Source organism: Citrobacter youngae (genome assembly GCF_003818115.1).
Lineage (GTDB): Bacteria > Pseudomonadota > Gammaproteobacteria > Enterobacterales > Enterobacteriaceae > Citrobacter > Citrobacter youngae.
Window position 1 is genome coordinate 215,021 of sequence record NZ_RPOI01000010.1, and the last position, 14,578, is coordinate 229,598.

Sequence of the window (14,578 nt, forward strand, 5' to 3'; positions counted from 1 at the left end):
CCCTCCAGAAAAATGGGTTAAGCTCGCCAACAACGATTATTCAGCGTTACACTCACGCTATATACAATCAAATAGCAGGATTATGCAGTGTTACAACTCCTTTTAGCAGTTTTTATCGGTGGCGGTACAGGAAGCGTAGCAAGATGGATGTTAAGCATGCGGTTCAATCCGCTGCATCAGGCCATCCCATTCGGTACGCTGGCAGCAAATCTGATTGGCGCGTTTATTATTGGCATGGGGCTGGCGTGGTTTAACCGCATGACAAACATTGATCCAATGTGGAAAGTGCTCATTACCACCGGTTTCTGCGGAGGACTGACGACGTTTTCAACCTTCTCGGCAGAAGTCGTGTTTTTGCTGCAAGAGGGACGCTTTGGTTGGGCAATGGTGAATGTGCTGGTTAACCTGTTGGGTTCATTTGCGATGACGGCTCTGGCATTCTGGCTGGTTTCTGCCTCTCCTGCACACTAGGCGAAAAAAAACCCGCAATTAAGCGGGTTTTGAATGCTTGCTGTCGTATGCTTACAGAGCGATTACGTTTGCAGCAGAAGAGCCTTTGGCACCGTTAGTGATTTCGAACTCTACGCGCTGACCTTCAGCCAGAGTTTTAAAACCATTGGTCTGGATTGCAGAGAAGTGTACGAACACGTCTTTGCTGCCATCTTCCGGAGTAATGAAACCGAATCCTTTGGACTCATTAAACCACTTAACGTTACCTTTAATCTTAGACATCAAAATTACCTTTACATGAAAAATAGACACAAATGCTGTGTCGGGTATCAGTACAACAATTGTGATGCACTTTGTCCAGTCGAACTTTGTCAAAAAGTGATAAATGTCGCGTTATTTTTCGGACAAACAATGTATCCATCTGTTTTTAAACAGGTTTATAATAATCTACCTGACAATACAGGTAGCCTGTCAAAACTGGAAACGCATCCAGGCAAAGTAGACATTTCCGTTGTTATACGTACCCGGAATGTAGGTCATCTGGAACGTTGCCGGCCCATAGCCTATCGATGCCAACGGCAGGATCAATGGCACGGGAATATAGTTCCAGTTATCGCGCGCGGTGAAACCAGCTGTATAGCCCAGCCCCAGACGGAAATTATCATCGGCCAGCGGTCGCCAGGTTTTTTCCCAGCCATAGCCGCCAATCGGCTCCCATTTATTAAAGGAATCCTTGAAGGCCATAATATAGAGCCCGTGCCAATTACCTTTATCATCCCAACGGGACTGGCCAAATCCTGCACCCCAGGGACGTTCGTTGTAGCGATCGGTTTTCTCTTTATCGTAGGCAAAACGCGCATGCCAGGTAATGGCCGGCACATACAGATCATAATGCTCAGGCTGCTGCCAGGTTTCACTGACATTATCTTTAAAAGTATCAAACCACCCTTTATCCTCAGCAAAACCCTGAGGAATAAAGGCTAACTGAATAAAAAGAAATGAAAAAATGAGAAAATAACGTTTAGCGACAATCACGACTTAATTACCATCCTGGGAGTTAGTATTAATTGTAGCAAACAAAACCTTAATGTTAGCTTAACAAAGATGCGCTAATAAAAAATCAGAATATTCTCCACATATAAATTTCAGATCGTTGTCATTATATTTATTGTGGTTTTTATATGTGACATGTTCTCTTATTTCTATTAACCGGCTTCTTTTACGCAAAAACACCAAATAAATTACAATTAATTAACATTGATGCATCATCACAAAACAAAATAACACATAAAACCAGAGTGTTTCACAGTTTTTGATTGCCGTACTCCCTTTTCATCCGCTATGTTGAAAAAACGCCTGCGCCATCGGTTGAATCCGTATTTTTATTGATTTTAATCAGCAAGAGGCAGGTGTTTATTAGGCACATTCTCACACCGCTTTATGCTTTTTTTAGTTTTTTTACTTTCTGGGCGTCAATATGACAGGGGAAACAATGTTGACATTTATAGAACTCCTTATTGGAGTCGTTGTTATTGTGGGTGTGGCTCGCTACATCATTAAAGGTTATTCCGCGACCGGCGTATTGTTTGTCGGGGGCCTGGTTTTATTGATTATCAGCGCCCTGATGGGACATAAAGTTCTGCCCGGCAGTGCCGAAAGTACCGGCTACACCGCGACAGATATTGTTGAATATATTAAAATTTTGCTGATGAGCCGCGGCGGCGACCTCGGCATGATGATTATGATGCTGTGTGGTTTTGCCGCCTACATGACGCATATCGGCGCGAACGATATGGTCGTTAAGCTGGCCTCCAGGCCCCTGCAATATATCAACTCGCCTTACATGCTAATGATTGCCGCCTATTTTGTTGCCTGCCTGATGTCACTGGCAGTCTCTTCGGCAACCGGGCTGGGCGTGCTGTTGATGGCGACACTCTTTCCGGTCATGGTTAACGTTGGGATCAGTCGTGGTGCTGCGGCGGCCATTTGCGCCTCCCCTGCCGCAATCATTCTTTCTCCAACTTCCGGGGATGTCGTGCTGGCTGCAAAAGCAGCGGAAATGCCACTGATCGACTTCGCGTTTAAAACCACGTTGCCGATTTCCATTGCTGCCATTATTGGTATGGCGATTGCTCATTACTTCTGGCAGCGCTATCTGGATAAAAAAGAGAACATCTCTCACGAAATGTTAGATGTGGCAGAAATCACCACTACGGCTCCCTCGTTTTACGCCATTCTGCCGTTTACCCCGATCGTCGGTGTACTGATTTTTGATGGTAAATGGGGCCCGCAACTGCACATTATCACGATTCTGGTGCTGTGCATGCTTATTGCCGCAGTGCTGGAGTTCATCCGCGGATTCAACACCCAGAAGGTTTTCTCAGGTCTGGAAGTCGCCTACCGCGGAATGGCAGATGCCTTTGCTAACGTCGTCATGTTGTTAGTTGCAGCCGGTGTATTTGCTCAGGGTCTGAGCACCATTGGCTTTATTCAGAGTCTGATCTCTATCGCCACCTCATTTGGTTCTGCGAGCATTATTCTGATGCTGGTTCTGGTGATTCTGACCATGCTGGCCGCAATGACCACGGGCTCCGGTAACGCGCCTTTCTACGCCTTCGTTGAGATGATCCCAAAACTGGCGCACTCTTCCGGTATCAACCCTGCCTACCTTTCGATCCCAATGCTGCAGGCGTCAAACCTCGGACGCACAATCTCCCCGGTATCCGGTGTGGTTGTGGCTGTCGCGGGGATGGCGAAGATTTCACCGTTTGAAGTCGTAAAACGAACTTCTGTTCCGGTAATGGTCGGACTGCTGATTGTGATTATCGCCACTGAAGTGATGGTACCGGCAACGTCTGCCCTGATTGGCGGTTAACGATACCTGTTAATACCTGACCTTAATACACAAAATCATTTATGCTGCATCGCGGCGGCAAGTGAATACATCCCCAGGAGCATAGATAACTATGTGACTGGGGTTTCTGCACGCAGCCAACAAAGAGGCAGCTTAAAGGATGACGTGTATTAGCCGCCGTGGTAAATACGCTGCGGTCTACCTACCTTCCCGTGAATAATCTCTGCAATGATCAAATGGCGGCTGGCACAGTACTCCAGGTAGCGTCTGGATGTTGTACGGCTGATAGTTAGCGCCTGGGCGATCGTTTCCGCAGTATGATGTACCGTCGGATCAGCAAATAACTTCAGTACAGCATTCAGCGTTAGCGCGTCGATCCCCGTCGGCAAATCCCCTTTCGGCTCACCGCGCGCATAGGCATTAAACATTTCATCAATCTGTTTTTGGCTGGCACTGTCATTACCGGCCAGCATTCTTCTGCGTTGCTGATAGCGGGTAAGCGTCTGCCCCAGTCGCTCATAGGCTATGGGTTTAACCAGATAATCAAACGCCCCGCTGCGTACGGCTTCTGAGACCGTATCCATATCACTGGCTGCCGTGGTAAACACCACGCCGCCAGGGTAACGTGCCTGAGTCAGCTCGTGTAACAGAGTTATGCCCTTGCCATCCGGCAAGTAATTATCAAGAAGAATCAAACCGGGCTTAAAACGCTCAATCATCATTCTTGCCTGCGCAAGATTACCCGCCAGCCATATCTGGCTAAAACCGGGTATATGGCGGATATATTCAGCATGCATTTCCGCCAGTAGCGTTTCATCCTCAACGATTAACAGCGTTAATGGTTCCGTCATTGTTTTTTTTCACTTTCGGAAGAAATAAAGAAAATAAGGTGCCGCAGGGGGCGTTATCTTCGAGCGTAATAACCCCATTACAGCGCCTCACATAACTTGCAATCAGATACAAACCGATGCCATGTTCGCCTGGTTCATCGGTACGAGTGCTCACACCCTGTTCAAATATTTTTTCGCGCAATGCTTCCGGTACGCCACAACCTTGATCGGCGACTTCGATGATCACCTCATCGCCCTCATCGCTCAGATAGAGTTCAACGACCTTGTTACCCTGCTGGGTACGCAAACTGGCTTCAAAAGCATTATCAAGCAGATTGCCAACAATTGCTGCAAACTCTGTGCTATCCAACCCCTCAGGAAGTTTATGCAGTTGACTGCCAGGCACAATGGTCATTGTGAGACCCAGTTCCCGCGCACGCTGTACCTTGCCAAACAGCAGGCCTGCAACCTGACGATCGGCGAAAGCGCCGCGCAGACTATCAATGAGTTGCTGCTGCGCCTGGGATTCTCCCTGCACCATGGCCAGAACCTTGTCATATTCTTTCATTTGCAGCAGGCCATTGATGGTCGACATCCAGTTCAGGTGCTCATGGCGCAGCGTTCTCAGGCTCTCTACATACTGTTTGATCTGCGTTAATTGCGCATTAAGGGTAGCAATTTCATCTTTACTACGAAAACTGATGATTGCCCCGAGCAGTTCATCGCCTGAGCGGATAGCCTCGCGGTTGGCAATAACACTCAACCCATTAAAGTTAACCATCGCATCCTGGCGCTTTTCCGCAATCTGCTGGGTAAAAAAGTCTGCTGGCTGAACGACGTCCGCAATCGGCTTACCCAACCACTTACGTCCAGGTGACGAGAGCCCCAGCATTTTTCTCGCACTGCGGTTTATCGCCGTAATGCACCCGTCAGGATCAACAGCAATTAAGCCTTCGTAGACTGAGCTAAACAGCGCCTCCTGCTGACGTACCACCCGCGCGATTTGTTTAGGCTCCATACCCAACATCTGACGCCGAATATGGGCGGCAAAAAACCAGGAAAGTAACATAAGCACCAGTAACAACAGAATGAACACCCCAGCCATCGGAAGTAAAAAATCCGAGCGCCAGCTGTCTATTTTACTGATCAGGTAGCCAATTGAGACAACACCGATGATTTTACCATCATCATCAAAGATAGGGGTTTTGGCGCGCATCGCCATCCCGATAGACCCTTTACCGGTAATAAAGTAGCTTTCCCCTTTCTCCAGCGCGCCGGGTTTGGTGAACTGCATGGGGTAGCCAATTTTATCCGGATTAGGGTGATAAAGACGGATCGAGTGGGTATCGCCAATAACCACATAGTCAAAGTCAGTCCCGCTCTGCAACTTATCCGCTATCGTTGCCAGACGCTCGTAATCACGGTGCTTTACGGCAGCAATAATGCTGTCGTTGGAAGCGATAATTTTCGCCTGATTCATTGCCATATCGCGGACATGCGTTGTCAGATAATCTTCAAAGCTGGCGGTAAAGTATTGTGCTAACGCCGCGATGATAAAAACAGAAACGACCAGAATGAGTAGAAAAATACGCAACGGAAACGCCAGGCTGCGAAAAAAAGGAAACCGTGTTTTATTTTTCTTTTTTGACATGTTTTTTCCTCACCGACGTTAACCGAAACTTATTTTTCGTTGTATATGTAATAAAAATGTTTTATTTACAAGTCACGGCCTAAAATAGGATCGTTACAGATTCCCCACCTTAAATCAATTAAACAAATAAAAACCACACGCTATTTTCGGGTTAAATTAATTAAAAAACTTAAAACCATAAAACACATTAAAACCATCTAACTTATTGTGAAATAAATCAAAATTTGCCGCCAAAATACTCCTTACGATGTATGCAACAGGGAAAAAAAGAAATACTCCGTAATAAAAAAACATTCCCTTCAATTGCAAACAAAACGTTATCAAGTTGCTAAACAGAGCAACAAAAACAGAAACCCAGTAACAAATATACCATCGGGGCTCTATTTACTATGTTCGGTAATAATATATTCACGCAAGTTAAACGCTCAGAAAATAAAAAGATGGCGGTTATCGCTCAATTTCTGAAAGAGAACGATTTGAGCGTTGATACCACCGTCGAAGTATTTATCACCGTCACCCGTAACGACCGTCTGATCGCTTGTGGCGGTATCGCCGGCAATATCATTAAATGCGTCGCGATCTGTGAATCCGTACGCGGTGAAGGCTTAGCGCTGACGCTGGCGACTGAGTTAATCAACCTTGCCTACGAGCGGCATTGCACCCATCTCTTCATCTATACCAAAACCGAGTATGAGTCACTGTTTAAGCAGTGCGGCTTTTCGACGCTGACCAGCGTGCCCGGCATTATGGTGTTAATGGAAAACAGCACCACTCGCCTCAAACGTTACGCTGAATCACTGGCAAAACAGCGCCGTGAAGGGAAAAAAATTGGCTGCATCGTGATGAATGCCAACCCCTTCACCAACGGGCACCGTTTTCTGATCCAACAAGCCGCCGCACAGTGCGACTGGCTGCATCTGTTTTTGGTGAAAGAAGATACTTCGCGTTTCCCGTATGAAGACCGACTGGACCTGGTCCTCAAAGGGACAAAAGATATTCCACGTTTAACCGTACACCGCGGTTCGGAATACATCATCTCTCGCGCCACGTTCCCGTGCTACTTCATTAAAGAGCAGAGCGTTATTAACCACTGCTACACCGAAATAGACCTGAAAATTTTCCGTCAGTACCTGGCCCCGGCACTCGGCGTTACGCACCGTTTCGTCGGTACTGAGCCATATTGCACCGTCACCTCCCAGTACAACAACGATATGCGCTACTGGCTGGAGACCCCAACACTTCCCGCCCCGCCGATTGAACTGGTGGAAATTGAGCGGCTGTGTTTCCAGGAGATGCCGATTTCCGCCTCCTGGGTGCGCAAGCTGCTGGTTAAAAAAGATCTCACGGCTATCGCATCCCTGGTACCCGAAGCCACGCTGCACTACTTGCAAAGCATGGTTGAGCGAACCTCATCGGCTGCGGCAGTCCGCCAAAATACCCCCGCATTAGCAACAGGTGAAAAATGAAAATAAACCAGGCAGCCGTCGCAGGCACTCTCGAGTCCGGTGATGTGATGATCCGCATCGCCCCGCTCGATACGCAGGATATTGACCTGCAGGTTAACAGTAGCGTCGAAAAGCAGTTCGGTGATGCCATCAGGGCCACCATTCTGGACGTTCTGTCCCGCTATAACGTCCGCGGCGTGCAATTAAATGTTGATGATAAAGGCGCACTGGACTGCATTTTACGTGCGCGACTGGAAGCATTACTGGCCCGCGCCAGCGGCATTCCGGCACTGCCATGGGAGGATTGCCAATGATTTCCGATTCTTTACAACAACGTAAATCCCGCACACGCCGCAGCATGTTGTTCGTACCAGGCGCTAACGCCGCGATGGTCAGCAACTCATTCATCTACCCGGCAGATGCGCTGATGTTCGACCTGGAAGACTCCGTCGCACTGCGTGAGAAAGACACCGCGCGCCGCATGGTCTATCACGCGCTGCAGCATCCGCTGTATCACGACGTTGAAACTATCGTGCGCGTAAACGCCCTCGACTCCGAATGGGGCATCAACGACCTTGAAGCCGTGGTACGCGGTGGTGCTGACATCGTACGTTTACCCAAAACGGATACCGCCCAGGATGTCATCGACATCGAAAGCGAAATCCTGCGCATCGAGAAAGCCTGTGGTCGTGAACCCGGCAGCACCGGTCTGTTGGCCGCTATCGAATCACCATTAGGTATTACCCGCGCGGTAGAAATTGCCCATGCTTCCGAGCGTCTGATCGGTATTGCGCTCGGCGCAGAAGACTACGTGCGTAACCTGCGCACTGAACGCTCCCCGGAAGGTACTGAACTGCTGTTTGCCCGCTGCTCAATTCTGCAGGCTGCGCGTTCTGCTGGCATTCAGGCGTTCGATACCGTCTATTCCGATGCCAATAACGAAGCGGGTTTCCTGCACGAAGCCGCACACATCAAGCAACTGGGTTTCGATGGTAAGTCGCTCATCAACCCGCGTCAGATTGAACTCCTGCACAACCTGTATGCCCCGACGCGCAAAGAGCTGGCTCACGCACGTCTGGTGGTAGAAGCCGCTGAAGCCGCCGCCCGTGAAGGCCGTGGCGTAGTTTCCCTCAACGGCAAGATGGTCGACAGCCCGGTTATCGAGCGCGCCCTTCTGGTTATCTCCCGTGCAGAACTTTCCGGCATTCGCGAAGAATAAGGCAAAAAAATGACGCAGAAAATCGAACAGTCTCAACGCCAGGATCGCGTGGCGACCTGGAGCCGTCATGCAGAAAGCGAGCTTTCCGCTTATCAGAGCACCGCAAAAGTTGAATTACAGGCGCAAAAACCGCGCAACAAAAAACTGTGCGCTAACCTGGAAGAGGCCATTCGCCGTTCAGGCTTACAGGATGGCATGACCATCTCCTTCCACCACGCTTTCCGTGGTGGCGATCTGACGATCAACCTGGTGATGGATACCATCGCTGCAATGGGCTTTAAAAACCTGACGCTGGCTTCCAGCTCCCTAAGCGACTGCCATGCGCCGCTGGTTGAACACATTCGTCAGGGTGTCGTCAGCCGTATTTATACTTCTGGTCTGCGTGGCCCGCTGGCAGAAGAGATCTCTCGCGGTCTGCTGGCTGAACCTGTTCAGGTCCACTCTCACGGTGGTCGTGTACATCTGGTACAAAGCGGCGAGCTCAACATTGATGTCGCTTTCCTCGGTGTGCCGTCCTGTGACCCGTTTGGTAACGCCAACGGTTATACCGGTAAAGCGTGCTGCGGCTCACTGGGCTATGCCCGCGTAGACGCCGAAAACGCAAAACAGGTTGTCCTGCTGACCGAACAGCTGCTGACCTACCCGCATAATCCAGCCAGCATTACCCAGGATCAGGTGGATCTGATCGTGCAGATCGATCAGGTCGGTGATGCGGACAAAATTGGTGCTGATGCCACTCGCATGACCACCAACCCGCGCGAATTGCTGATCGCCCGCAGCGCAGCAGAGGTTATTGCTAACTCCGGCTACTTCAATGAAGGCTTCTCACTGCAGACAGGCACCGGCGGCGCGTCTCTGGCCGTTACTCGTTTCCTGGAAGACAAAATGCGCAGCCGCGACATCCGTGCTGACTTTGCGCTGGGCGGTATCACTGCCACCATCGTTGACCTGCATGAGAAAGGTTTAATCCGCAAACTGCTGGATGTACAGAGCTTCGACCGTAATGCGGCTGAGTCCCTGGCCCGCAATCCAAATCACATTGAAATCAGTGCTAACCAGTATGCCAACTGGGGCTCAAAAGGCGCCTCTGTCGATCGTCTGGACGTCGTGGTGCTGAGCGCACTTGAAGTGGATACCCACTTCAACGTTAACGTACTGACCGGTTCTGACGGCGTACTGCGCGGCGCATCCGGTGGTCACTGTGATACAGCTGTTGCCGCAGCGCTTTCCATCATCGTCGCACCGCTGGTTCGCGGGCGCATCCCGACGCTGGTTGATAACGTCCTGACCTGCGTAACCCCAGGTTCCAGCGTTGATATCCTGGTCACTGACCACGGTATCGCCGTCAACCCTGCGCGCCCTGAGCTGGCAGAACGTCTGCAAGAAGCGGGTATGAAAGTCGTGTCCATTGAATGGTTACGCGAACGTGCACAGCAGCTTACCGGTCAGCCACGCGCAATCGAATTTACTGACCGCGTAATTGCCGTTGTGCGTTATCGCGATGGCTCAGTGATTGACGTTGTGCATCAGGTGAAGGAATAAGCCATGCACCTGCTCCCTGAACACGCCACCTGCCACGCGGTTTCCATTCCCGAGCTGCTCGCCAGCCGTGATGAGAGACAAGCGAGGCAACATGCCTGGCTCACGCGTCACCACGCGCCATTGGTCTCTTTTACCGTGGTAGCGCCAGGTCCGATCAAAGACAGCGAATTAACCCGTCGCATCTTTAATCACGGCGTCATCGCCCTGCTTGCGCTGGCGAAACAATCATCCTGGATTGTCAGGGAGCAAACTGCGCTGGTCTCCGCCAGCGGTCCGGAAGGTCTGTTGTCCATCGAGGCACCAGCCCACGACCTCAAGCTCGCCACTATCGGGCTTGAGCATTCACATCCGCTGGGACGGTTATGGGACATCGATGTCCTGACCCCTGAAGGAGAAATCCTGTCCCGCCGTCATTTCGCGCTTCCTGCCCGCCGCTGTCTGTTGTGCGAGCAAAGCGCTGCAGAATGTGCGCGGGGTAAAACCCACGCGCTTTCCGACTTACTCATTCAAATGGAGGCACTGCTGCATGATGCCGATTCCCGCAACATCGACGAATAACGCAGTCCTTCCACTGGATCTGCCCGACGCCTACGCAACGCTTGCCTGGCGCGCCATGCTGACTGAAGTCAACTTATCGCCCAAGCCAGGTCTGGTGGATCGCATTAATAATGGTGCGCATAAAGATATGGCGCTGGAAGATTTTCATCGCAGCGCCGAAGCGATTCAGGCCTGGCTGCCACGTTTTATTGAATATGGGGCGTTTAGCGCACAGCTGTCGCCTGAGGATGTATTGAAAGGACTGCGTCCGCTGGGTATGGCCTGCGAAGCTGATATGTTTCGCGCCACCGCTGGGGTAAATACCCACAAAGGCAGCATCTTTTCTCTGGGACTGCTGTGTGCCGCCATTGGCCGCCTGCACCAGCTCCAACTGACTGTTACCGCTGAAACCATTTGCTCTACGGCAGCAACATTTTGCCGGGGCCTGACCGAGCGCGAACTGCGCCAGAACAATCAACAACTCACGGCTGGCCAACGTCTTTATCAGCAACTGGGATTAACCGGCGCACGGGGCGAAGCCGAAGCGGGATACCCGCTCGTCATCCAGCATGCCCTGCCGCACTACCGCGCACTGCTGACTCAGGGCCGCGACCCTGAACTGGCGTTACTCGACACTTTATTGCTGCTGATGTCAATCAACGGCGACACCAACGTGGCTTCACGTGGCGGCGCAGAAGGTCTGCGCTGGCTACAGCAGCAGGCCACCGCCCTGATACAGCAAGGGGGGATTCGTACCCCTGCCGATCTCGAATACCTACACCAGTTCGACCAACAGTGCATTGAACGCAACCTCAGTCCCGGAGGCTGCGCCGATCTGCTGATCGTCACCTGGTTCTTAGCTCAGATTTCACAAGTTCATCATTATCACAATTAAAGATCCTTTCCGGAGAATCACACATGTCTTTAGCAAAAGATAAAATATGGAAGTTACTGGCCCCATTGGTCGTAATGGGCGTCATGTTTCTTATCCCCGTCCCTGATGGAATGCCTCCACAGGCCTGGCACTACTTTGCCGTGTTTGTGGCGATGATCGTCGGTATGATCCTGGAGCCAATTCCGGCAACAGCGATCAGCTTTATCGCCGTAACGATCTGCGTTATCGGCAGCAACTATCTGCTGTTTGATGCTTCAGAACTGGCCGACCCGGCATTTAAAGCGGGTAAGCAAGCGCTGAAATGGGGTCTGGCGGGCTTCTCCAGCACCACCGTGTGGTTGGTGTTTGGTGCGTTTATCTTCGCACTGGGTTATGAAGTCACCGGTCTGGGTCGTCGTATCGCGCTGTTCCTGGTGAAATTCATGGGGAAACGTACCCTGACGCTGGGCTATGCGATTGTTATCATCGACATTCTGCTGGCGCCGTTTACACCGTCCAACACCGCGCGTACCGGTGGTACTGTATTCCCGGTTATCAAAAACCTGCCGCCGCTGTTTAAATCCTTCCCTAACGATCCTTCCGCGCGCCGTATCGGCGGATATCTGATGTGGATGATGGTTATCAGTACCAGCCTGAGCTCCTCTATGTTCGTGACCGGCGCTGCGCCAAACGTACTGGGTCTGGAATTCGTCAACAAAATTGCCGGTATTCAAATCAGCTGGCTGCAATGGTTCCTCAGCTTCCTGCCGGTCGGTATTATTTTGCTGATCGTTGCTCCGTGGCTGTCCTATGTTCTGTACAAGCCGGAAGTCACCCACAGTGCTGAAGTTGCCGCATGGGCCGGTGATGAACTGAAAACCATGGGTAAACTGACCCGTAAAGAGATAACGCTGATCGGTCTGGTTTTACTGAGCCTGGGTCTGTGGGTTTTCGGTGGTAAGCTGATTGACGCTACCGCAGTGGGCCTGCTGGCTGTCTCCCTGATGCTGGCGCTGCACGTGGTACCGTGGAAAGACATTACCCGCTATAACAGCGCATGGAACACCCTGGTCAACCTTGCCACTCTGGTAGTAATGGCCAACGGTTTAACCCGTTCCGGTTTTATCGACTGGTTCGCCAACACCATGAGTACGCACCTGGAAGGTTTCTCGCCTAACGCGACAGTAATCGTGCTGGTGCTGGTGTTCTACTTTGCTCACTACCTGTTTGCCAGCCTTTCTGCGCACACCGCCACCATGCTGCCGGTTATTCTGGCTGTAGGTAAAGGTATCCCGGGCGTGCCGATGGAACACCTGTGTATCCTGCTGGTACTGTCCATCGGTATCATGGGCTGTCTGACTCCATATGCAACAGGCCCTGGCGTTATCATCTACGGCTGTGGTTATGTGAAGTCTAAAGACTACTGGCGTCTGGGTGCTATCTTCGGCGTTATCTACATCTCTATGCTTCTGCTGGTCGGCTGGCCGATTCTGGCAATGTGGAGCTAATCATTTCGGTTCACGCCTAATGAAAATGATGCCAGTCAGCTAAACCTGACTGGCATTTTTTATGATTAAATAGATGATATTCATAATTTATATAAGTATTCGAAATCATCATGACATCAACATGGCGTTATTCTTCATTACTGGCAGCGCTTCTGCTGCCAGTTTCTGCAGCTCAGGCCGATGAACTTCAGGCAAAACAGTACGCTGATTTTGACAGTTACGTGCTGGCCCTCTCCTGGCAAACCGGATTTTGTCAGAGCCAACACGAGCGTAATCGTCAGGAGCCTGACGAATGTCGTTTACAAAAAGAGAGCGCAGACAAAGCGGATTTCCTGACCGTTCACGGTTTATGGCCCAGCCTGCCTAAATCCATTGCCGCCCGTGGAGTCGACAACCGCCGCTGGATGCGTTTTGGCTGCGCGACTCGCCCTATTCCCAACCTGCCTGAAGCACGTGCCAGCCGTAAATGCGCGGCCCCCGAAACCGGACTGTCGCTGGAAAGCGCAGCAAAACTCAGCGCCGTAATGCCCGGCGCTGGAGGGAGATCCTGTCTGGAACGTTACGAGTATGCCAAACATGGCGCGTGTTTCGGTTTTGATCCCGACGCGTACTTTGGCACGATGGTACGGCTGAATAATGAGGTTAAGAACAGCGAGGTGGGCAAATTCCTGGCGGAAAACTACGGCAAAACCGTCAGCCGTAACGCATTTGACGCTGCAGTTGCCAAAAGCTGGGGCAAAGAGAACGTCAAAGCTGTGAAGCTAAGCTGCCACGGCAATCCAGCGTATCTCACTGAGATCCAGTTATCCCTGAAAGCCGACAACATCAACCAGACGTTATCTGCACAGTCATTCTTACCGCAACCACATCCAGGTAGCTGTGGTAAACAGTTTATTATCGACAAAGTGGGATATTGAAACTTGCGACCGACGCTGCAAGCTGGCGTCGGTCCGTAAGCTTAGCGTTTTGCTCGGGCGTCCGGGCGAACTAAATCAAAACGGTGTGTTTCACTGATCGAATAATATGCCGTTGGCCCACCTGCGCGCAGTACCGGCTTCGCTTTCGCCGTCTGATAGATGCCCTCTTCCAGCAGCGTTTCATCGATGTGGATGCCCACCACTTCCCCCAATACCAGCCAGGTATCAACCGGTGAGCCATCTGCGGTAGTCAGTTGCAGGCTTTGCGATAAGCGACACTCAAAATTGACCGGGCTTTGCGCCACGCGCGGCACGTTGACTATCCGGCTATCTGCCTTGCTAAGCCCGGCGGCAAAAAACTCGTCCTCACCGTGCGGCAAGCTGGCTGACGTTTCGTTCATCGCAGTGGCCAGCTCAAGAGTCGTCAGGTTCCAGACAAATTCACCGGTTTCGATAATATTCTGCACGCTGTCTTTCCAGCCGCTGCTGGCGAAACCGATAATCGGCGGATGATAGTTAAAACAGTTAAAGAAACTGTATGGTGCCAGATTGTGCCGACCATTGTCGTCACGCGACGCAATCCAGCCAATAGGGCGTGGCCCAATAATGGCATTGAGCGGGTCATGTGGCAGGCCGTGTCCCTGTGACGGTTGATAGAAATACATAGCGTTCCCTGTTGAAGTTAACGTCAGCGCAGCACAAATTATGCTTCGCTCATCCCCCTGACGGAAGAGGATCAGCGTAGAACAAT

The 14,578-nt window shown here is 51.1% G+C and carries 15 protein-coding genes; 10 read left to right on the forward strand and 5 right to left on the reverse strand.

All coding sequences use genetic code 11. From position 1 onward, the window contains the following. Positions 1-87 precede the first annotated feature (87 nt). Positions 88-471, forward strand: coding sequence for a fluoride efflux transporter CrcB (gene crcB, locus EHN13_RS09790; RefSeq protein ID WP_043015566.1), 384 nt, complete (start codon positions 88-90; stop codon positions 469-471). A gap of 51 nt (positions 472-522) precedes the next feature. On the opposite strand, the gene cspE is transcribed toward crcB, so the two are convergent. Next, a complete protein-coding gene (gene cspE, locus EHN13_RS09795; RefSeq protein ID WP_124021310.1) occupies positions 523-732 on the reverse strand; it encodes a transcription antiterminator/RNA stability regulator CspE in 210 nt (69 codons plus the stop codon). A gap of 189 nt (positions 733-921) precedes the next feature. After that, positions 922-1,485 (reverse strand): lipid IV(A) palmitoyltransferase PagP, encoded by a 564-nt coding sequence (pagP, locus tag EHN13_RS09800; RefSeq protein ID WP_048212304.1) that lies wholly within the window; start codon positions 1,483-1,485, stop codon positions 922-924. 457 nt (positions 1,486-1,942) lie between these two features. Between pagP and dcuC the strand changes: the two genes are divergently transcribed. Next, on the forward strand, positions 1,943-3,325 hold the full coding sequence (dcuC, locus tag EHN13_RS09805) for an anaerobic C4-dicarboxylate transporter DcuC (RefSeq protein ID WP_048212305.1): 1,383 nt from the start codon (positions 1,943-1,945) through the stop codon (positions 3,323-3,325). A gap of 149 nt (positions 3,326-3,474) precedes the next feature. Here dcuC and dpiA read toward each other — a convergent pair whose 3' ends face one another. Beyond that, positions 3,475-4,155, reverse strand: coding sequence for a two-component response regulator DpiA (gene dpiA, locus EHN13_RS09810; protein WP_005120841.1), 681 nt, complete (start codon positions 4,153-4,155; stop codon positions 3,475-3,477). Beyond that, on the reverse strand, positions 4,124-5,785 hold the full coding sequence (gene dpiB / locus EHN13_RS09815) for a sensor histidine kinase DpiB (RefSeq protein ID WP_061067507.1): 1,662 nt from the start codon (positions 5,783-5,785) through the stop codon (positions 4,124-4,126). Before dpiB ends, dpiA begins: the two co-directional genes overlap by 32 nt. Before the next feature lie 389 nt (positions 5,786-6,174). Between dpiB and citC the strand changes: the two genes are divergently transcribed. The 8 genes from citC (at position 6,175) to rna (ending at position 13,827) form a co-directional block, all read left to right on the forward strand. Beyond that, entirely contained in the window at positions 6,175-7,251 is a 1,077-nt protein-coding gene (gene citC / locus EHN13_RS09820; RefSeq protein WP_048212308.1) for a [citrate (pro-3S)-lyase] ligase, read from the forward strand. Continuing rightward, complete coding sequence (gene citD / locus EHN13_RS09825; protein WP_005120843.1) at positions 7,248-7,544, forward strand: citrate lyase acyl carrier protein; 297 nt, start codon at positions 7,248-7,250, stop codon at positions 7,542-7,544. The genes citC and citD overlap by 4 nt, the downstream gene beginning before the upstream one ends. Then, positions 7,541-8,449, forward strand: a complete 909-nt coding sequence (locus tag EHN13_RS09830) for an aldolase/citrate lyase family protein (protein WP_048212309.1) — start codon at positions 7,541-7,543, stop codon at positions 8,447-8,449. Before citD ends, EHN13_RS09830 begins: the two co-directional genes overlap by 4 nt. A 9-nt stretch (positions 8,450-8,458) precedes the next feature. After that, positions 8,459-9,991, forward strand: coding sequence for a citrate lyase subunit alpha (gene citF, locus EHN13_RS09835; protein ID WP_048212310.1), 1,533 nt, complete (start codon positions 8,459-8,461; stop codon positions 9,989-9,991). Between the two features lie 3 nt (positions 9,992-9,994). Continuing rightward, positions 9,995-10,549 (forward strand): citrate lyase holo-[acyl-carrier protein] synthase, encoded by a 555-nt coding sequence (gene citX / locus EHN13_RS09840; RefSeq protein WP_048212311.1) that lies wholly within the window; start codon positions 9,995-9,997, stop codon positions 10,547-10,549. Beyond that, positions 10,518-11,423: a triphosphoribosyl-dephospho-CoA synthase CitG gene (gene citG / locus EHN13_RS09845; RefSeq protein ID WP_061067504.1), complete on the forward strand. Its 906-nt coding sequence runs from the start codon at positions 10,518-10,520 to the stop codon at positions 11,421-11,423. The genes citX and citG overlap by 32 nt, the downstream gene beginning before the upstream one ends. A 23-nt stretch (positions 11,424-11,446) precedes the next feature. Then, positions 11,447-12,910: a citrate/succinate antiporter CitT gene (gene citT / locus EHN13_RS09850; RefSeq protein ID WP_048212313.1), complete on the forward strand. Its 1,464-nt coding sequence runs from the start codon at positions 11,447-11,449 to the stop codon at positions 12,908-12,910. Between the two features lie 110 nt (positions 12,911-13,020). Continuing rightward, on the forward strand, positions 13,021-13,827 hold the full coding sequence (gene rna, locus EHN13_RS09855) for a ribonuclease I (protein WP_003835606.1): 807 nt from the start codon (positions 13,021-13,023) through the stop codon (positions 13,825-13,827). 41 nt (positions 13,828-13,868) lie between these two features. Here rna and EHN13_RS09860 read toward each other — a convergent pair whose 3' ends face one another. Further along, positions 13,869-14,492, reverse strand: a complete 624-nt coding sequence (locus tag EHN13_RS09860) for a flavin reductase family protein (protein WP_124021311.1) — start codon at positions 14,490-14,492, stop codon at positions 13,869-13,871. Between the last annotated feature and the right edge of the window lie 86 nt (positions 14,493-14,578).

Coding starts and splice junctions, on each gene's coding strand:
- dpiB (WP_061067507.1), bottom strand. CDS start 5,785: ATGTCAAAAAAGAAAAATAAAACACGGTTTCCTTTTTTTCGCAGCCTG.
- EHN13_RS09860 (WP_124021311.1), bottom strand. CDS start 14,492: ATGTATTTCTATCAACCGTCACAGGGACACGGCCTGCCACATGACCCG.
- citC (WP_048212308.1), top strand. CDS start 6,175: ATGTTCGGTAATAATATATTCACGCAAGTTAAACGCTCAGAAAATAAA.
- rna (WP_003835606.1), top strand. CDS start 13,021: ATGACATCAACATGGCGTTATTCTTCATTACTGGCAGCGCTTCTGCTG.
- citT (WP_048212313.1), top strand. CDS start 11,447: ATGTCTTTAGCAAAAGATAAAATATGGAAGTTACTGGCCCCATTGGTC.
- citD (WP_005120843.1), top strand. CDS start 7,248: ATGAAAATAAACCAGGCAGCCGTCGCAGGCACTCTCGAGTCCGGTGAT.
- citX (WP_048212311.1), top strand. CDS start 9,995: ATGCACCTGCTCCCTGAACACGCCACCTGCCACGCGGTTTCCATTCCC.
- citG (WP_061067504.1), top strand. CDS start 10,518: ATGATGCCGATTCCCGCAACATCGACGAATAACGCAGTCCTTCCACTG.
- dcuC (WP_048212305.1), top strand. CDS start 1,943: ATGTTGACATTTATAGAACTCCTTATTGGAGTCGTTGTTATTGTGGGT.
- citF (WP_048212310.1), top strand. CDS start 8,459: ATGACGCAGAAAATCGAACAGTCTCAACGCCAGGATCGCGTGGCGACC.
- cspE (WP_124021310.1), bottom strand. CDS start 732: ATGTCTAAGATTAAAGGTAACGTTAAGTGGTTTAATGAGTCCAAAGGA.
- EHN13_RS09830 (WP_048212309.1), top strand. CDS start 7,541: ATGATTTCCGATTCTTTACAACAACGTAAATCCCGCACACGCCGCAGC.
- dpiA (WP_005120841.1), bottom strand. CDS start 4,155: ATGACGGAACCATTAACGCTGTTAATCGTTGAGGATGAAACGCTACTG.